Source organism: Nocardia xishanensis NBRC 101358 (genome assembly GCF_001613365.1).
In the GTDB taxonomy this organism is placed as follows: Bacteria; Actinomycetota; Actinomycetes; order Mycobacteriales; family Mycobacteriaceae; genus Nocardia; species Nocardia xishanensis.
Window position 1 is genome coordinate 47,166 of the sequence record NZ_BDCF01000023.1, and the last position, 19,233, is coordinate 66,398.

Genomic DNA, 19,233 nt, shown 5'->3' on the forward strand with positions numbered 1-19,233 from the left:
CCGCGGGCGACAGCGCGCTCACCCCTCGCGGGCACCGCGCGCGTCCTGACTTGTTCTCTCCGTCTTTTTTCTGAGCCAGCAGGGACTTTGTATGCCTCAGCCGTCTCTCACCCCAGTGGCCGCGGCCGGCCGCCTGCCCGCGGGAGCGTTTCCGCTCTCCGCGGCCCAGCGCGGCATCTGGTTCGCGCAGCACTTCGCGGGTGACACCCCGATCTCGATCGCGCAGTACGTGGAGTTCCGCGGCGCGCTCGACCTCGATCTGCTCGCCGACGTAGCGCGCCAGGCCGCGCGCGAATTCGGCAGCGGCTACCTGCGGCTGATCGAAGTGGACGGCTTCCCTTACCAGGTGATCGACACCTCGCTGGAGGATGAGACGTTGCTCGTCGACCTGCGCGACGAGACCGATCCGACGGCCGCCGCGCAGGCGTGGATGCGAGCGGAGTACACCGCCCCGCTGGATCTGCTGCGCGACCGGCTCGGCAAGTCCGCCATGCTGCGGCTCGGCGACGATCACTGGTACTGGTATCAGCGCATCCACCACATCCTGCTGGACGGCTTCGGCGCCATGACCATCGTGCAGCGGACCGCCGAGCTGTACAACGCCAGGCTGGCGGGCGGCGAGCCGCCGCCGAGCAAGGCCGCCGATCTGCGCACCATTCTCGACGCGGACGTGGCCTACCGGGACTCGGAGCGCTTCGTCGCCGACGCGCAGTACTGGCGCGAGCATCTTTCGGGCATGGCCGAACCGGTCGGCCTGGCCGGGCGGGCGGCCGACGTGGACGCGCACCCCAGCCTGGTGGCGGGCGAATTGCCTTCCGCCACAGCGAAATTGCTGGACGATTTCGCCAAAGCCCGCTCGACCAGTATCGCGCCTGTCGTGGTGGCCGCGTTCGGCGCCTACCTCGGCGCGATGACCGGCGCGCCCGAGGTGATGCTGAGCCTGCCGGTCTCCGGGCGCACCACCGCGGTGCTGCGGCGCTCCGGCGGCATGATCGCCAACGTGGTGCCGCTGCGGCTGCCTCTCGGCGCCGAGGCCACCGTCGGCGGGTTGATCCATGCCGCGCAGCGCGAGCTGACCTCGGCGCTGCGCAGGCAGCGGTACCGCCAGGAGGACATCGTCCGCGATCTGGGCTGGTCGGTGGACGAGGCGGCCTCGTTCGGCCCGACGGTCAATCTCATGATGGTGGACACCAGGATTCGGCTCGGCGAGGTCACCGGCCGGATGCACGTGCTGACCTCCGGGTTGATCGAGGACCTGTTCCTGAATCTGTATCCGGGCATGGGCGCGGAGAACACCCACATCGATTTCCAGGCCAATCCCAACCTCTACGACGACCAGGAACTGGCCGCGCAGCACCGTAGGTTTCTCGACTTCCTGCACCGTTTCCTGGCGGCGGGGGAGGAGGCGCCGCTGTCGGCGGTGTCGGTGCTCTCGCCTGAGGAGCGCGACGAACTGGCCCCCGCCCGCGGTCCCGGCTCGGTGCCGCCGCGCACGCTGACCGAGATTCTCTCCGACGGCGCGGCCATCGACCCGGACGCGATCGCCGTCCGCGCCGATGATGGCACGGCGCTGACGTATCGGGAGGTCGACGCCTATTCCCACCGCCTCGCGCGATTGCTCATCGCGGCGGGAGCGGGCCCGGAAACCGCGGTGGCCGTCGCCATTCCGCGCTCACTGCGGTCGGTCCTCGCGGTCTGGGCTGTGGCGCGGACCGGCGCCGCGTTCGTGCCGATCGATCCCGGCTATCCCGCCGATCGCATCGAGTACATGATCGCGGACAGCGGCGTCGTCGCCGGGCTCACGGTGTCCGGCGCGCGGCCCGCGCTGCCCGACCGCATCACCTGGCTGACGCTCGATGATCCCGAGACGGACGAGATGGTGCGGCACCAGGATTCGACGCCGGTCACGGACGCCGACCGGTCGGCCGCGATCCATCTGGACCAGCCCGCCTACCTCATCTACACCTCCGGGTCGACGGGTATGCCCAAGGGCGTCACCGTGACCCATCGCGGGCTCGCGAACCTGGTCGCGGGCTCCGGCGCGTCGTTCGGCGTCGACGCGAGTGCCGTAGTGGCGCACGCGGTCTCGCCCAGCTTCGACATCTCGGTCGAGGAGCTGCTCGTCGCGTTCGCGGTGGGCGCGTCGATCGCCGTCGTGCCGCCCGCCGCCTACGCGGGCGAGGACTTGGCGCGGGTGTTGCGCGAGAACCGGGTCACCCATCTGAACGTCACACCGGCCGTTGTCGGTTCGCTCGACCCTGAGACGCTGCCCGACCTGAGCACCGTCGTGGTCGGCGGTGACGCGTGCCCGCCGGAGCTGGTGTCGAAATGGGCGGGCCGCACGCTGCTCAACGGGTACGGCCCCACCGAGACCACAGTCACCGTCACGGTGAGCGCGCCGCTGACGCCGGAAGGACCGGTGAGCATCGGCAGCCTCGCGCGCGGGGTCGTCGGCCTCGTGCTCGACCCGTGGCTGCGGCCGGTCGCGCCCGGCGTGGTCGGTGAGCTGTATTTGGGCGGGCCCGCCGTCGCGCGCGGCTACCACCAGCGCACCGGACTCACCGCAAGCAGGTTCGTCGCGGACCCGTACGAGCCGGGGGCGCGCATGTACCGCACTGGCGACCTCGTGCGATGGCGGCGCCGCGGGGGCCGGCTGGAGCTGGACTACGTCGGCCGCGGCGACTTCCAGGTGAAGGTGCGTGGCTACCGCATCGAGCTCGGCGAGGTCGACGCCGCGCTGGAGCGGCTGCCCGAGATCGAATTCGCCCTCACCATCGGGGCGACCACCCCGAGCGGGGCCACCGCGCTGGTGTCTTACGTGCTCGGCGCAGCGGGCGTGGAAGTGCAGCCGGAGGCGCTGAAAGCAGCTGTCGGCGAACGTCTTCCGTCCTACATGGTGCCGACGGTGATCATGGTGCTCGACAGCGTGCCGCTGACGCCGGTCGGCAAGGTCGACCGCAGGGCGCTGCCCGCACCCGATTTCGGCATGCGTACCGCCGTGCGCCGCCCGCCCTCCACCCCGCGCGAGGAGACTCTCGCTGGGCTCTACGCCGAGGTGCTCGGCTTGGACGCGGTGGGCGTCGACGAGAACTTCTTCGCACTCGGCGGCGACAGCATCATCTCCATCCAGCTGGTCTCCCGCGCCCGCGCCGCCGGGCTGCGATTCAGCGCGCGCGATGTGTTCGAGCGCAAGACGGTGGCCGCGCTGGCCGCCGTCGCCACCGACGCGGCCGATACCGCCGTGCTCGAATTGCCCGGCGGCGGTGTGGGTCCGGTGGAGATCACGCCGATCGTGCACGCGATGCTCGACCAGGGCGAGACCTGGAACCGATACAGCCAGGCCGTCCTGATCGCGCTGCCGCCGGACGGCGACCGTGCCCGCCTGACCGCCGCGGTGCAGGCGCTGCTCGACCACCACGACGTGCTGCGCAGCAGCTTGCGCAAGGCCGAGGACGGCTGGGAATGGATTGTCGCCGAACCCGGTTCGGTGCGCGCGGCCGATTGCATCGATTCGGTGATCGCAGGCGAAGATCCCGAGGCGAGCTGCGAGTACGCCTTGCAGCGCGCCGCCGATCGGCTGGATCCGGGCGCGGGCGTCGTCGCCCGGTTCGTCCTGGTGGAGCCGAATTCTGTTGCGGGCGCACCTGTCGCCGCCGCCGGTACGACCGACGTTGCCGTCCCTGGCGCTGCCAGTGGTGACGGGATCGACGCCGGCGTGGACGCTGCCAGTAGCGGTGGAATCGACAGGGGTGCCACAGACTCGACCGACGTGCGCGGCACCGATGGTGTCGGGACCGACGACGGTCGTGGCATCGCCGAGGGGACCCGGCTCTGGTTGGTACTGCACCACTTGGTCACCGACGGCGTCTCCTGGCGAATCCTTCTGCCCGACTTGGCCACTGCCTTCTCCGGCGGCGAGTTGGAGCCCGTCGGCACCTCCTACCGCCGCTGGGCGCACGCGAACATCGAGCAGGCCGAGTCGCGCGCGAGCGAACTGCCCGTGTGGCAGCGTGTGCTGGCCACCCCGGACGCGCCGCTCGGCGGGCGGGCGGCGGATCCGGCGGTGGACACCGTGGGCAGCGCGGCCGAGGTGCGGACCACCGTGCCGGTGGATGTCGCTACCGCCGTGCTCGACCAAGCCCCCGCGCTGTTCCACTGCGGCGCCGACGACGTGCTGCTGGCCGCGCTCACCATGGCGGTCGCGCGCTGGCGGGCCAGGACCGGCGCGTTGTTCACCCTCGAGGGCCACGGCCGCGAGGAGTCGGTGCTGCCCGGCGCCGATCTGGCCCGCACGGTCGGCTGGTTCACCAGCGTGTACCCGGTGGCGATCGATCTCGCCGGCATCGACCTGGACGAGGCATTCGCGGGCGGACCCGCTGCCGGTCTGGCGATCAAGGCCGCCAAGGAGCAGCTGCGCGCCATTCCCGACCGTGGCGTCGGATACGGCATGCTGCGGTATCTGAACCCGCGGACCGCGGCCGAGCTGGCCGCGGGGCCGACCCCGCAGATCAGCTTCAACTATCTGGGCCGCGCCGCAGGCGGTACCGAAGGACCTTGGCTGCCAAGGCGATTCGCCGCGACACAGGACGACCTCGCGCCGCTGCCCGCCGTCGTGGACGTCAACGCCATCATGGGCGCCGACGGCCTCGAGGTCACCTGGGCCTACGCCACGGAACTGCTCGACGCGGACGACGTCCGCGCGTTCGCCGAACACTGGGCCGACGCGCTGGCCGCCCTCGCCGATCACGCGCGCACGACCGGAGCCGGTGGGCACACACCGTCGGACTTCCCCCTCGCCACGGTGACTCAGTCGCAGATCGAGGGCTGGGAGCGCACCTACCCGAACCTGTCCGACGTGTGGCCGCTGTCGCCGCTGCAATACGGGCTGCTCTTCCACGCCTGGTACGACACCGACACCGCCGACGGCTACACCGTGCAGACCAGGCTCACCCTCGCGGGCCGGGTGGATGCCGTCCGCTTGCGAGCCGCGGCCCAAGTGCTGGTGGACCGGCACGAGAACCTGCGCGTCGCGTTCGTCGAGACGCAAGACGGACCCCGCCAGCTGGTGCTCGACGACGCCGAAGTGCGCTGGCACGAACAGGATCTCAGGGACATCGCCGAGCCGGTCGAGCGCACGAGAGAACTGGACCGGATCCTGGCGCTCGACGCGAACACCCGCTTCGACCTGACCCGTCCGCCGCTGCTGCGCTTCCAGCTCATCCGCACCGCCGACGACACCTACACCCTGCTGATGACCAATCACCACCTGGTGCTGGACGGCTGGTCGACGCCGCTGCTGGTGCGCGAGCTGCTGACCGTGTACATCGCCTCCGGTGCGGGTGCGAGCGCCGCGGACGTGCTCGCCCCCGCACCGTCCTATCGCGGCTTCCTCGCTTGGCTCGCCGAACAGGATGGCGCCGAAAGCGCCGCGGCCGCAACGGGAATCGCCGCAGCTGTCGTCGAGCCCGCGCCCGGCGAATCCGCGGGCGTCGTGGCCGCGGAGCGGCAGGCCGAGGCCGGACGGCCGACGGCCGAACCCGCCGAGGCATCCGCCGCGCCCGGCTCTGTCACCGAGATGATCACCGGCGCAGCGGGTTCCGCGTCGCTCGACGCCTGGCGCGAGGCGCTGGCCGGGATCGATGCCCCGACCCGTGCGGTGCCGACGCTGGCCGGGATCGAGTCCACCGAGTCCGGCATGGTGTCGGTCGATCTGTCCGCCGAGGCGGTCGCGCGCTTGGAGGCGACCACCCGCGCGGCGGGCGCGACCGTGAACACGGCCGTGCAGGCGGCGTGGGCGCTGCTGCTCGCCATGCTGACCGGACGCACCGACGTGGTGTTCGGCGGCACCGTGTCCGGCAGGCCGCCGCAGCTGGCTGGCGTCGAGGACATGGTCGGCCTGTTCATCAACACCCTCCCGGTGCGCGTCCGGCTCGATCCGGCGGAGCGGGTGGCCGACCTGCTGGCCAGGGTGCAGACCGAGCAGGCGCGGCTGCTCGATCACCAGCACGTGGGTCTCGCGGCCATCCACCAGGCGGTCGGTCTGGCCGAATTGTTCGACACCCTCACCGTTTTCGAGTCGTACCCGATCGACCGGGAGGCGCTGTCGCAGTCGCTGGACATCGCGGGCATGCGGGTGCTCGACATCGAAGGCACCGACGCCACGCCGTATCCGTTGAACCTGATGGTGATTCCGCTGCACGGGCTGCCCGGCGAGGCGGGCGACAAGCTGCGGGTCACGGTGAAGTTCATGGCCGACCAGCTGGCGGAGCGGGACGCGCGCAGGCTGCTCGACCGGTTCGTCCTGCTGCTCGAGCAGATCACCGAGCACCCCGAGTTCGGCGTCGCGCGATTGCAACACTGCGATGCCGTCGAGCGCGCCGCCCTGCTGCCCGTGCACGGCATCGACTCGGTGCCGCAGCGCACGCTACCCGAGATCCTCGCCGCCGGCGCCGCGGTGAATCCCGATGCCCTCGCGGTCAGCGCGAACGGCGACAGCATGACCTACCGGGAGCTGGACGCCTGGTCGAACCGATTCGCCAGGGTGCTGCTGCGCCGCGGCATCGGCGCCGAGGTGTTCGTCGTGCTCGCCCTCACCCGCTCGGTGGAGTCGGTGATGGCGGTGTGGGCGCTGGTAAAGACGGGCGCGGCCTTCCTGCCGCTGGATCCGAACTACCCGGTGGAACGGATCGAGCACATCCTCACCGACTCCAAAGCGCCCATCGGCGTGACCGTTCGCGCCACCGGCGAGACGCTGCCGAGCACCATCGACTGGCTGCTGCTCGACGACCTCAACACCATCCGCAGGGCGATGACGGTCCCGGACGGCCCCATCACCGACGAGGAGCGCGGCGGTGCCATCCGGATGGACCAGACCGCCTACCTGATCTACACCTCCGGCTCGACCGGCAAGCCGAAGGCGGTGCTGCTCAGCCATCGCGGCGTCGCGAATCTGACCACGGCGCAACGTGAATCGCTCGACCTGGATCCCACCGCCAAGGCGCTGCAAGTCGCCTCGCCGAGCTTCGACGCCTCGGTATTCGAACTGCTCACCGCGCACGCGACGGGCGGGCACCTTGTCCTGTCGCCGCCCGAGGTGTACGGCGGCGCCGAACTCGAACATCTGCTGCGCGCCGAGCGGGTCACGCACGCGGTGATCACACCGTCGGTGCTGGCAACCATGGATCCGAGCGGCCTGCCCGATCTGCGCGTCCTGTCGGTCGCGGGCGAAGCCGCCGGGCCGGAGTTGACCGCGCAGTGGTCCGTCGGCAGGCGCATGCTGAACCTCTACGGCCCGACGGAATTCAGCATCTGGGCCACCGGGCCGGGCGAACTGGAGGCCGGGAGGCCGATCACCATGGGCGGACCGATTCGCGGCGCCGCCGTCATGGTGCTCGACACCTGGCTGCGTCCGGTGCCGGTCGGTGTGGAGGGCGAGCTGTACCTCGCAGGTCCCGCCATCGCGCGCGGCTACTTCAATCGGTTCGCGATGACCGCGGGCCGCTTCGTCGCCAATCCGTACGGCGCGCACGGGGAGCGGATGTACCGTACCGGCGACATGGTGCGCTGGGTCGAATCCGACCGCCCGGGTGGAACGGCGCTGGAGCTGGAGTACCTGGGCCGCAGCGATTTCCAGGTCAAGATCCGTGGCCTGCGCATCGAACTCGGCGAGATCGACGGCGTGCTCGCGGCCGACGACCACGTGGAATACGCCGCGACCGTCGGCATGCCGGGCCCGGCCGGGGAGACCGTGCTCGTCTCCTACGTGGTGCTCAGCGACGCGGGCCGCGAATCCTTGGGCGATGAACCGGAATACGACACCGAACGGCTGCGCTCGCGCATCGCGGGCGCGCTGCCAGGCTACATGGTGCCCGGCTATCTCGTCGTGCTGGACGAGGTGCCGCTGACACCGGTCGGCAAGCTGGATCGCAATGCGCTGCCAGTGCCGGATTTCGCCGCCTTCCTGCGCCGGTATCTGGCGCCGCGCACACCGGTGGAGCAAGCGGTCGCCGAGGTGTTCGCTGAAGTGCTCGGCGCCGAGCGGGTCAGCATCGACCACTCGTTCTTCGAACTGGGCGGCAACTCGCTCAGCGCGACCAAGGTGGTGGCCAGGGTCAACGCGGCGCTCGGCGCCACGATCGCGCTGCGCGATCTGTTCGACGCCCCGACCGTCGCGCAACTGTCGGCGCGGGTGGTTCCCGCCGCGGCCGGGGCCCGCGCCCGCTTCGCGTTGGCGCCGCGGATCCGGCCGGACCGGATCCCGCTCTCGCCCGCTCAGCAGCGGATGTGGGTGCTCAACCGGCTCGACCCCAGCTCGCCGGCCTACAACATCGCCGTCGCGCTGCGCCTCACCGGCGAACTCGACGTGCCTGCCATGCGGCGGGCATTGCGTGCGGTGATCGACCGGCACGAAAGCCTGCGCACCATGTATCCCGCCGATGCCGAGGGGCTGCGTCAGGTGGTCATGGGCGCGGATGCCGTTGCGCCCGAGCTCCAAGCGATCGTCACCGAACCCGGTGCGCCGCTGCGTGATCGGATCGTCGAACTGGCCGGTGTCGGATTCGACCTGGTGACCGAGCCGCCGCTGCGGGTCGGACTGTTCCGGTTGCACACGGCCGAAGGCAACGGCCGCGCGACGCCGGTGCACGTCGTTGTCCTGGTGGTGCACCACATCAGCGCGGACGGCGCGTCCATGGCGCCGCTGGCCACCGACCTGATGACCGCTTACGCCGCGGCCACGATGGGCAAGGAGGCGGCGCTGGCCGCGCTGCCGGTGCAGTACACCGATTTCGCGCTGTGGCACCGGGAACTGCTCGGCGACGAGTCCGACCCGGACTCGCTGGCCGCGAGCCAGATCCGCTTCTGGACCGAATCGCTCTCGGGCGCACCCGATCTGCTGGAGTTGCCCGCCGACCGGCCCCGCCCCGCGGTGCAGTCGATGCGCAGCGCGGACCTGGATTTCGCGGTCGAGCAGGGCTTGCATCGGGCCATGGCCGAGCTGGCCGCCGACACCGAGGTCAGCATGTTCATGGTGGTGCACGCCGCCCTCGCGGTGCTGCTCGCGCGGCTCGGCGGCGCCGAGGACGTGGTGATCGGCACCGCGGTCGCCGGGCGCGGTGAGGCCGCGCTGGACGAGATGGTCGGCATGTTCGTGAACACCCTCGCGCTGCGCACGCCGGTCGACCCGAACCTGACCTTCCGCGAATTCCTCACCGCCGTTCGCTCATCGGATCTGGACGCGTTCGCCAACGCCGACGTTCCCTTCGAACGCCTCGTGCAGGTGCTGAACCCGACCAGGTCCACCGCGCACCATCCGATCTTCCAGGTCTCGCTCTCGTTGCAGAACTTCGTCGAACCGGCGCTCGAGCTGCCCGGCCTGCGCATCGACGTGGAGGATCTGGATCGCGACGCGGCACAGTTCGACCTCACCCTCGACCTGCGCGAGCGCTTCGACGGCGCCGAGCGGGCGGGCATCGACGCCACGCTGACCTACGCCACCGACCTCTTCGACGCGCCGACGGCCGACACCATGGCCCGCCGGTGGCTCGGTGTGCTCGGCGCGGTCGTCGCCGATCCGGGACAGCGCCTCGGCGACATCGACCTGCTGGTGCCGCTGGAGCGCGCCGAACTGGTGCCAGCGCGCGGTCCGGAATCCGCCGGGGTGCACACCCTGCCCGAGTTGTTCGCGGCGACGGCGGACGCGCATCCGGAGCGCGCCGCGGTGGTCGCCGCGGGCGTGACGCTGACCTATCGCGAATTGGCCTCCCGCGCGGCGCAACTCGCCCGCCTACTGATCGAGGCGGGCGCCGGACCGGAGACGGTGGTGGCGCTCGGACTGACCAGGGGCGCGGAGCTGCTGGTCGGCATGTGGGCGGCCGCCGCGGCGGGCGCGGCGTTCCTGCCGGTCGACCCGAAGCATCCGGTGGACCGCATCGAGCACATGCTCACCGATTCCGGTGCGGTGCTCGGCCTCACCGTCGCCGCGCACCGCGCGCAGCTGCCCGAGGACACGCGGTGGCTGGTGCTGGACGACACGACCTTCGCCGCCCGCTGGCGCGCGGCCGACGATTCGCCGCTGCGCAATGACGACTCGTCGCCGCGCGAAGACTATTCGCGCATGCCGATCCTGCCGGACCACCCGGCGTGGATGATCTACACCTCGGGCTCCACCGGTACGCCGAAGGGCGTCACGGTCTCGCACCGCGGCATCGCCGATCTCGTCGCCGCGCAGCGCGAGTCGCTCGCGCTGGACGAGCACGCGCGCGTATTGCAGGTCGCCTCACCGAGTTTCGACGCGTCGGTGTTCGAGGCGATCATGGCGTTCGGCGCGGGCGGCGCCGCGGTGGTCGCACCGCCCGAAGTGTTCGGCGGCGACGCGCTGGCCGAACTGATCGAGGCCGAACGCGTCACGCACGCGGTGATCACGCCGTCGGCGCTGGCTACGGTGGATCCGGCGCGGGTGTCGAGTCTGCGGGTGCTCGCGGTGGCGGGCGAGGCCGTCGGCGCGGAGCTGGTGGAACGCTGGGCGCGGGACCGGACCATGGTGAACCTTTACGGCCCCACCGAATCCACCATCTGGGCGACGGGTTCGGCTGCGCTGTCGGTGGACGCGCCCGTGACCATCGGCGGTCCGATTCGCGGCGCGGCGGTGCTGGTGCTGGACGGGCGGCTGCGCCCGGTGCCGGTGGGAGTCGCGGGGGAGTTGTATCTCGCCGGTCCCGCACTGGCCCGCGGCTATCACGCACGACCGGATCTGAACGCCACCCGCTTCGTCGCGAATCCCTATGGGGCGCAGGGCGAGCGGATGTATCGCACCGGCGACCTGGTGCGCTGGGGCGGCGACGGCGAACTGGAATACGTGGGCCGCACCGATTTCCAGGTGAAGGTGCGCGGCCAGCGCATCGAGCTCGGCGAGATCGACGCCGTGCTCGGCCGGGCCGAAGGCGTGGAGTTCGCCGTGACGCTCGGCGTCCGCGGCCCGTCCGGCGCCACCGCGCTGGCCGCCTACGTGGTCCACGAATCCGGCGTCGAACTGGACGTGGATGAGCTGCGCGCGCACGCCGCCGCGGCGCTGCCGGGCTACATGGTGCCCGCGGCCTTCGTCGTGCTCGACGCGATTCCGCTCAACGCCGTCGGCAAGCTCGACCGGAAAGCCCTTCCTGAACCGGTGTTCGCCGACGAACGGACCGAGTACGTCGCGCCGCGCACACCCACCGAGCAGACGCTCGCGGCCGTCTTCGCCGAACTCCTCGGCCGCGAGCGAGTCGGCGCCGATGACTCCTTCTTCGCGCTCGGCGGCGACAGCATCCTCGCCATCCAACTGGTCTCCCGCGCCAGGCAGGGCGGCGTGACCGTGACCCCGCTCCAGGTGTTCGAGCACCGCACCGTCGCGGCGCTGGCCGCGGCGGCCGACGCGGCGGGTGAGCAGGTGGTGCTCGAGGAGCTGCCCGGCGGCGGGGTCGGCGAGATGCCGCTGCCGCCCATCGTGCGGTACATGATCGAACGCGGCGGGGACTACGACCGTTTCGCGCAGACCGCGGTGCTCGAACTACCCGTCGGCATCCGCGCCGAGCAGCTGGCGACGACGATCGCGGCCGTGGTCGACCGCCACGACATGCTGCGCGCCAGGTTGCTGCGCGATCCCGACGTGCGGCTCGAGGTGTCCGAACCGGGCAGCGTCGACGTGGCGAGCCTGATCCGCCGCATCGAGTTCGCCGCCGACGCGGACACGGTCGACCTGCGCGAATACGCGCTCATCGAAATGGATTCCGCGATGAACCGGCTCGAGCCGGCGCGTGGTGTGGTGTTGCAGTTCCTCTGGCTCGATCCGGTCGGCGAGGCCGGAGACCGCAGCCGCTCCGGCCGCCTCATCGTGATCGCGCACCACCTCGTCGTGGACGGCGTGTCCTGGCGCATCCTGGTGCCCGACTTGATGGCCGCGTGGGCGCAGGTATCGGCGGGCGCGACGCCGGTGCTCGCCGAGACCGGTACGTCGATGCGGCGCTGGGCGCACGCGCTGGCCGAGGAAGCGCACAGCGCGGCGCGGGTCGCCGAACTCGACTACTGGCGCAGCCTGATCGACGGACCCGATCCGCTGATCGGTGGCCGCGAGCTCGATCCGGCCGTGGATCAGGCAGGGCAGCTGCGCATGGTGGAGGCGGAGGTGTCCGAGGAGGTCACCGGCGCGCTGCTGACCACGCTGCCCGCGTTGTTCCACGGCGGCGTCGAGGACGCCCTGCTCACCACGCTGGCCCTCGCCCTGCACAAGTGGCGGGCCGGCCAGGAGCGCAGCGTCCTGGTGCGATTGGAAGGGCACGGCCGTCAGCAGGAGGTGATCCCCGGCGCCGACCTCTCCCGGACCGTCGGGTGGTTCACCAGCATCTACCCGGTGCGGCTCGACCTCGGGACGGTGGACGTCGACGAGGCATGGGCCGGTGGCCCCGCGCTCGGCCAGGCGATCCGCGCGATCAAGCACCAATTGCTCGCCGTGCCGGACAAGGGCATCGGTTTCGGCCTGCTGCGCTACCTGAATCAGCAGACCGCCGAACAGCTTCCGCGCCGCCTGCCCGGCCGCGTCGCCTTCAACTATCTGGGCCGATACGCCACCGGCGAGATCCCGCCCGGCCTGGAAGGACTCGGCTGGCTGCCCACCGACGAGCTCGGCGACCTGCCGGCGACCGAATGCCGGGACGTGCCGCTGCAAGCCGAGGTCGACGTCAACGCCGTGGTCATCGGCGACCGGCTGCGCGCGACCTTCGGCTTCCCCGCGACGCTGCTGGATCGCGCCGACGTCGCCGAGCTCTCCCGCCTGTGGATCGAAGCGCTCGGTGCCGCAGCCGAATTCGCCATGACACCGGAGGCGCGCGCGGCGGGCGCGGAGGAGGAGCGCGCCATGGCCGAACTCGCGGCCGCGGCGGCGCCGCCCGCGCCTGGCACGGCCCTCGGTCTCGACGTGCTGCTCCCGATCCGGCTCGGCGGCGACGGGCCCGCGCTGTTCTGCATCCATCCGTCGTCCGGAATGTCGTGGACCTACCTGGGTCTCGCGGAGGCGCTCGCGCCGGGCCGCCCGATCTACGGCCTGCAAGCGCCGGATCTGAGCGGTCGCGAACCGTCCGTGCGCAGCATCGAGGAATTCGCCGACCGCTACATCCGCGAGATCCGCGCCGTGCAACCGGAAGGCCCGTATCACCTGCTCGGCTGGTCGTTCGGCGGGCTCATCGCGCACGCCATGGCCGCCCGGCTCGAGCAGGAGGGCGCGCCGGTCGGTGTGCTCGCGCTGCTGGACGCCGACACCGCCGACATCGACGGCGACAGCATCGAGCCGCTCACCGCGGGCTCGTTCGTCAGCACCTTCGGCGCGGTGTTCGGCATCGAGGACGTCCCCGCCGGCGCCACGGCGCAGGACGCGGCCGCGTTGATCGCCGAGCGAACCGGCGGCGTCGCCTTGGTGGACGCCGACACGCTCGAGCGCATGGCAGGCTCCTACAACGCGTCGGCGCGCACCAGAACCGGATATCAGCGTCCCGTCTACCACGGCGACGCCCTGTATTTCAGTGCCACCGTCGACAGTTCGGACATCTTCGGCCCCGAGGGCTGGCGCCCGTACGTCACCGGCGCGATCACCGACTACGACGTCGAGGTCACCCACGACGAAATGACCGCACCACACGTGCTTCCGATCATCGCGCGTGTGCTCGACGAGCATCTTGGAGGCATGCAGTGAACGACAGCGGAGTTGTGGTGGAAGGCGTGGAGAAGTCCTTCGGGGAGGTGCACGCGCTGCGCGGCGTGGACTTCACCGCCGCGCAGGGCGAGGTGCTCGGCATTCTCGGCCCGAACGGCGCGGGCAAGACCACCATGGTGAACATCCTTTCCACGCTCATCGCGCCGGATCGCGGCCGCGCGCAGGTCGCGGGCTACGACGTGGTCGCCGACCCGGCGGCGGTGCGCCGCTCGATCATGCTGACCGGGCAGTTCGCGGCGCTGGACGACATGCTCAGCGGTTACGAGAACCTGGTCATGTTCGGCAGGCTGATGGGTCTGCGCAAACCCGCCGCGCGGGCGCGCGCCGACGAACTGCTCGCCGAGTTCGACCTGGTCGACGCCGCCGACCGGCGAGTGGGCACGTATTCCGGCGGTATGCGCAGGCGCATCGATATCGCGTGCGGGCTCGTCGTAAGGCCCGACGTGGTGTTCCTCGACGAGCCGACCACGGGCCTTGATCCGCGCAGCCGCCAGGGCGTGTGGGATCTGGTGTCCGGCTTCCGCAAGCACGGCATCACCACGCTGCTCACCACGCAGTATCTGGAAGAGGCCGACGCGCTGTGCGACCGGATCATCGTCATCGATCACGGCGTCGTCATCGCCGAAGGCACCGCCGACGAACTGAAGTCGCGCACCGGCGGCAGCTACTGCGAGGTGGTGCCGCTGCGGATGGAGGATCTGCCCGCCATCGCGGCCGCGCTGGGTTCGCTGCTGCCCGAGGAGAATCGGGCCGCGCTCACACCGGAGTCCGACCGCATCGCGATCCCCGCCACCGAGGGCGCGAAGACGCTCGCCGAGGCGCTGCGCAGGCTGGACTCGGCCGGCATCCAGCTGGTCGACATCGCCCTGCGCCGTCCCTCCCTCGACGACGTGTTCCTCCAGCTCACCGGCCACCTGGCGGCCACAGAGACGGGAGCGGCCGGATGACCGCCGGCGCCTGGCTGACCGAGACCCGCGCCACGCCGGTCCGCGCGCAACAGTGGTGGGTGCTCACCACGAGGCTGGTGACGCCCGCGATCAAGAGCGGTGAGGTGCTCAGCTCCATCGTCGCGCCCGCTGCCTTCACCGCCAGCTTCTACATTCCGCTGAAGACGGTGATGACCGTCATCGGCACCGGATTCAGCAGCTACGCGCAGTTCATGATGCCCATCGTCATCCTGCAGGCCTGTGCGTTCACCGCGATCGGCGCCGCGTTCCGGTCGGCCACCGACGCCGTCGCCGGGATCGACCGCCGCTTCGGCTCGATGCCGATCGGTCCGCTGGTTCCGGTCGCGGCGCGCATGTCCGGCAATGTTTTCCGGCTGTGCATCGCGATATCGGCGGGTCTGGTCTGCGGGCACATCATAGGTTTCCGCTTCGTCCTCGACGGCTGGCACACGCTCGGTTTCCTGGGCTTCTCGTTGCTCATCGGCATCGTGTTCACGCTGGGCGCCGACGTCATCGGGACGCTGACCAAGAGTCCGGAGGCGACCACCCAGGCGCTGGTGCTGCCGCCGTTGATCCTCGGCATGCTGTCGACGGGCTTGGCTCCGGCGGAGCAATTCCCCAGCTGGATCCAGCCTTTCGTGCGCAACCAGCCGGTATCGCAGTTCGTCATCGCGTTGCGCGCGCTGGCGGGCGACACGAAAGGCAGTGCGGGCGAGGTGAGCTGGGCGCTGATGACACCGCCGTTGCTGTGGGCCGCGGCGATCCTGATCGTCTGCGTGCCGACAGCGGTCCGGCTTAGCTCGAGGAGGGCGTGATGATCGTGACGACCCAACGCGCGACGCTGTCGCACGGCGAGAGCTCGCCGGCCTCGTTGCTGCGGCACACCGCGATCCAGACCCAGCGCCTGCTGCTGCGCTGGTCCCGCAATCCCGTGGCGCTGCTGGAGACGCTGATCATCCCGTGCCTGCTGCTGTTGATGCTCGACATCGTCATCGGCAATCAGATCGCGAAGTTCTCCGGTACCGACGCGCTGTACGGGTCCGTGCCGATGGTCGCCGTCGTCGGCGCGCTGAGCGGCGCGGTGGCCAGCGGGGTGATGCTCGGCAGGGAACGTGACGCGGGGCTGCTCGCCCGCTTCTGGGTGCTGCCGGTGCACCGGTCCTCCGGGCTGATCGCCCGAATCCTGGCCGAGGGCTGCCGGATTCTGCTCGGCACGATCGTGGTCCTGGTCGTGGGCCATGCGCTCGGCTTCCGCTTCCACCAAGGATTCCTGGCCGCGTTGCTGTTCGTGGTCATTCCGGTGATCTTCGGTTTGGCCTTCGCCACCATGGTCACCGCCGTCGCGGTGTTCACCGCGAAAGCCACACTGGTGGAGGGCATCACCATCCTCACCTCGCTGCTGATGTTCTTCAGCACCGGCTTCGTCCCGCTGATCGCCTTCCCGCAGTGGATCCAGCCCGTTGTCCGAAACCAGCCGATGTCGGTCGCGGTGGACACCATGAAGGCGCTCTCACTGGGCGGTCCGCTGGCCCACCCGCTCACGATGACCTTCGTCTGGTCGATCGGCGGCGTCATCGTGTTCTCGGTGCCCGCCGTGATCGGCTACCGGCGCGCCAGCCGCCGGTGAGCTGTTCCCACACACCGTTTCCACGCTTCACAGGGCTTGGCGCTGTGTGAGGCGTGTGGTGGCTGTGTGCGGTGTCAGCGGTCGGTGCGGGTGCGGAGGATGGCTGCGGTGTGGTCGTCGGCGGGGAGGAACGCCTCCAGGTGTAGCTCGGAGAGGGTAACGTCGACGGCGGTCGCGAAGGATGTGATGGTGGTGATCAGCCGCAATTCGCCCGCGTCGCTGCGCAACCGCAGCGGGACGGCGAACCCGAGATGGTCGGGGCCGGGTTCGGCGGCCGGGAGATAGCCCGCCAACTCGGCGATGAAAGCGTCCAACTCGGGATCGGGACTGCGCAGCGCCCGCCCGCGCAGCGATTCGATCACGTGCCTGCCCCACTCCGGCATGTTCAGCACCCGGCGGGCGAGGCCATCGGGATGCAGCGCCAGCCGCAGCACATTGACCGGCGGCGCCAGCAGTTCGGGCGCCGCGCCCTCGGTGAGCAGCTCGAAGGCGGCGTTGGCGGCGACCAGCACGCCGTACGGGCGCACCACGACCGCGGGGTAGGGCATGTGACCATCGAGTATGCGGTCGAGCGCTTCCCTGACGGGCGCCAATTCCGGTGTGTCCAATCGTGATTCGGCGAAGACGGGCGCGTAGCCCGCGGCGAGGAGCAGACCGTTGCGTTCCCGCAGTGAGAGGTCCAGAGATTCGGCCAGGCGCACGACCATGGTGCGGCCGGGGCGGGAGCGGCCCTGTTCGAGAAAGCTGAGGTAGCGCTGGGTGGTGTCGGCGCGGATGGCCAGGTCCAGCTGACTCACCCGGCGTGTGGTGCGCCAGCGTTTGAGCTGATGCGCGAACGCGCCGGGTTGGGTCTCCGCGTCGACGGGGGACTGGGCCACGGTGTTCGTCTGTGGCCGGGCCACGGTGTTCGTTCGTGGCTGGGCCACGGTGTACCTGGGTGACTGCGCCACGGTGCTCATCGGTCTTTGATATCGAACCCGGTGCGGCCGCGCCATACCCTGCGGGGAATCGCGGCGCCGCATCGTTCTCGCCAAACTCGGTGCCATGAGCACTCAGCACGAAGACAAAGAACCGGCCCGCTTCGCCGAGCGGTACATCGCACTCTGGAACGAGCCCGATCCCACGCTGCGCCGCAACCTGATCGACGAACTCTGGGCCGTCGACGGCGCGCAGGTGCTGGTCGATCCCCCCGAAGCAATCCGCGACGCCGCGACGAACCTGGCTTTCCCGATCCCGCCGCTCGAGGTGCGCGGCGCCGAAGCCCTGGAGCGGCGCGTGAGCCGCGCCTACGAGATGTTCGTCGCCCCCGGCGAGCACCTCTTCGAAACGCACGGTCCCGCCACCCAGCTCACCGCGAACCTGATCGGCTTCGGCTGGGCGATGGTGACCAGGGCCGACGGCGCCGTGGTCGGCGGCGGCTACGAGGTGATCGCGCTGGACGGCGAGGGCCGGATCCGCCTCGACCAGCAGTACATCGGTATCGACGCCTAGCCGGTCACGTCGCGGCGGTTCGGCGTCAGCAGGACGCGCGCGAACTCGTCACGCCTCGAAGAACACCAGGTTGCCCGCCGCGTCGCGGGCGCCGCGTCCGGCTTCGATGGCGGCGGCGAGTTCGGCGGTCGTCGACCAGGTGCGCGGGGGATTGCCGTCGAGATTACCGATGGTCAGCCATGTCTCGGTGTCGCGGTAGCGGACGAGTCCCTTGCCCGTCGCATCGACGGTGACATCGAGATCGCCGGACACCGTCCCTTCCTCCTCGGTCATGACGGCGGCCTTGCCGGAGATCTCGATGATGTCGATTATCTGAACCCTCCTCGGCTGACACAGTCGTCGACTGCGGTACGCAGGGCGGACTGTTCGGCGGAATCGATGGTCAAGCCGTATTTTACTTTGATCTGGAGGTAGCGACCGATATAGCCACACCGGAAGTTTCCCGGCGGCAGGTAGTTCGCGGCGTCCTGATCGCCCTTGGACCGGTTGGCCGAGGGGTCGGAGGCGACGAGGTTGATCGCGTCGTTGGCGATGCGGCGTCGCGTGTCCTCGTCGCGCGTGGCCGCACCGGATCGCCACGCCTCGGCCAGCGGGACGATGTGCTCGGCGTCGACGCCGGACGGGTCGGTGATCCACTTGTACTCTTTGAGCTGTCCGGTCTTGCCGTCCAGCACGCCGTACTGATCGCGCCAGCCGCCGTCGGAACCGACCGTGAGCGCACAGGTTTTGGGGTCGAGCCGGACCGAGCCGACGGCGTCGCGCAGCAGCATCACTTCCCGCGTGGTGCAGCGACTGTATTGCGTGAAGTCGGCGCCGAAACCGTGTTCGGGCTTGTTGGTGTCCCAGTGCGGGAACTTCTCGCGGCTGTACCCCGTCATCGCGGCTTCCTGCGCGACAGCGAGTTTCGCGAGCAGGTCACGAACTTCCTTGGCGGACGTCGAAGTCTGCTGTCCTGGCGAGGTCTGCGGTTTGCTGTCGGTGCCGCGAGAAACGGTGCATGCCGCGGTCAGCGAGAGACTGAAGACGATCGGTGCGATCACGGCCAGCACTTTGCGGTTCACAGCGATCCTCCGTCGAACGAGATCGCCGCGTCGCCGATGACTCTCCCGGCCGCCGGGTGCCAGAGGGACGATTGCCGCGCCGTGAGCTTCATCGAGTTGTTTCCTAACGCCTACCTCGTGCAATTATCGCGGGCGCCAAAGTACCTTGTCCCGGCTATGCCGGAATGCCAACGCCGAGTATGACGTTCGGCACACTCGTCGGCGACGGGTTGTGCCGCACGGGGAACCGGGGAATGCCGGACCACCCCTGAGCCGTCGTGCCGGCGCCGGCTCAGGGGGCGGATCACGAACGAATTCGTCCGCGTGCGTGCGGGCGTGCGGTTGTCCAGGCCGCAGTCGCACCGCGCGACGCCACGGGGCTGATGA

8 protein-coding genes are annotated in these 19,233 nt (G+C 70.3%); 5 read left to right on the forward strand and 3 right to left on the reverse strand.

The window, feature by feature from the left end:
• Nucleotides 1-91: 91 nt before the first annotated feature.
• The 4 genes from NX1_RS19590 to NX1_RS19605 are packed head-to-tail and all read left to right on the forward strand — an operon-like array spanning nt 92 to nt 16,315.
• Nucleotides 92-13,720: a non-ribosomal peptide synthetase gene (locus NX1_RS19590; RefSeq protein ID WP_084501572.1), complete on the forward strand. Its 13,629-nt coding sequence runs from the start codon at nt 92-94 to the stop codon at nt 13,718-13,720.
• Complete coding sequence (locus NX1_RS19595) at nt 13,717-14,688, forward strand: daunorubicin/doxorubicin resistance ABC transporter ATP-binding protein DrrA (protein ID WP_068061327.1); 972 nt, start codon at nt 13,717-13,719, stop codon at nt 14,686-14,688. Before NX1_RS19590 ends, NX1_RS19595 begins: the two co-directional genes overlap by 4 nt.
• Nucleotides 14,685-15,503 (forward strand): ABC-2 transporter permease, encoded by an 819-nt coding sequence (locus tag NX1_RS19600; protein ID WP_084501573.1) that lies wholly within the window; start codon nt 14,685-14,687, stop codon nt 15,501-15,503. The genes NX1_RS19595 and NX1_RS19600 overlap by 4 nt, the downstream gene beginning before the upstream one ends.
• Nucleotides 15,503-16,315: an ABC transporter permease gene (locus NX1_RS19605; protein WP_068061329.1), complete on the forward strand. Its 813-nt coding sequence runs from the start codon at nt 15,503-15,505 to the stop codon at nt 16,313-16,315. The genes NX1_RS19600 and NX1_RS19605 overlap by 1 nt, the downstream gene beginning before the upstream one ends.
• 74 nt (nt 16,316-16,389) lie before the next feature.
• Here NX1_RS19605 and NX1_RS19610 read toward each other — a convergent pair whose 3' ends face one another.
• On the reverse strand, nt 16,390-17,274 hold the full coding sequence (locus NX1_RS19610) for a helix-turn-helix domain-containing protein (protein ID WP_084501574.1): 885 nt from the start codon (nt 17,272-17,274) through the stop codon (nt 16,390-16,392).
• 85 nt (nt 17,275-17,359) lie between these two features.
• Here NX1_RS19610 and NX1_RS19615 point away from each other — a divergent pair, with 85 nt between their 5' ends.
• Entirely contained in the window at nt 17,360-17,806 is a 447-nt protein-coding gene (locus NX1_RS19615; protein WP_068061332.1) for a hypothetical protein, read from the forward strand.
• A 48-nt stretch (nt 17,807-17,854) separates the two neighbouring features.
• On the opposite strand, the gene NX1_RS19620 is transcribed toward NX1_RS19615, so the two are convergent.
• On the reverse strand, nt 17,855-18,079 hold the full coding sequence (locus NX1_RS19620; RefSeq protein WP_084501575.1) for a hypothetical protein: 225 nt from the start codon (nt 18,077-18,079) through the stop codon (nt 17,855-17,857).
• A gap of 35 nt (nt 18,080-18,114) precedes the next feature.
• Nucleotides 18,115-18,867, reverse strand: a complete 753-nt coding sequence (locus tag NX1_RS19625; RefSeq protein WP_245668581.1) for an HNH endonuclease family protein — start codon at nt 18,865-18,867, stop codon at nt 18,115-18,117.
• Between the last annotated feature and the right edge of the window lie 366 nt (nt 18,868-19,233).

Coding starts and splice junctions, on each gene's coding strand:
- NX1_RS19610 (WP_084501574.1), bottom strand. CDS start 17,274: ATGAGCACCGTGGCGCAGTCACCCAGGTACACCGTGGCCCAGCCACGA.
- NX1_RS19600 (WP_084501573.1), top strand. CDS start 14,685: ATGACCGCCGGCGCCTGGCTGACCGAGACCCGCGCCACGCCGGTCCGC.
- NX1_RS19605 (WP_068061329.1), top strand. CDS start 15,503: ATGATCGTGACGACCCAACGCGCGACGCTGTCGCACGGCGAGAGCTCG.
- NX1_RS19615 (WP_068061332.1), top strand. CDS start 17,360: ATGAGCACTCAGCACGAAGACAAAGAACCGGCCCGCTTCGCCGAGCGG.
- NX1_RS19620 (WP_084501575.1), bottom strand. CDS start 18,079: ATGACCGAGGAGGAAGGGACGGTGTCCGGCGATCTCGATGTCACCGTC.
- NX1_RS19590 (WP_084501572.1), top strand. CDS start 92: ATGCCTCAGCCGTCTCTCACCCCAGTGGCCGCGGCCGGCCGCCTGCCC.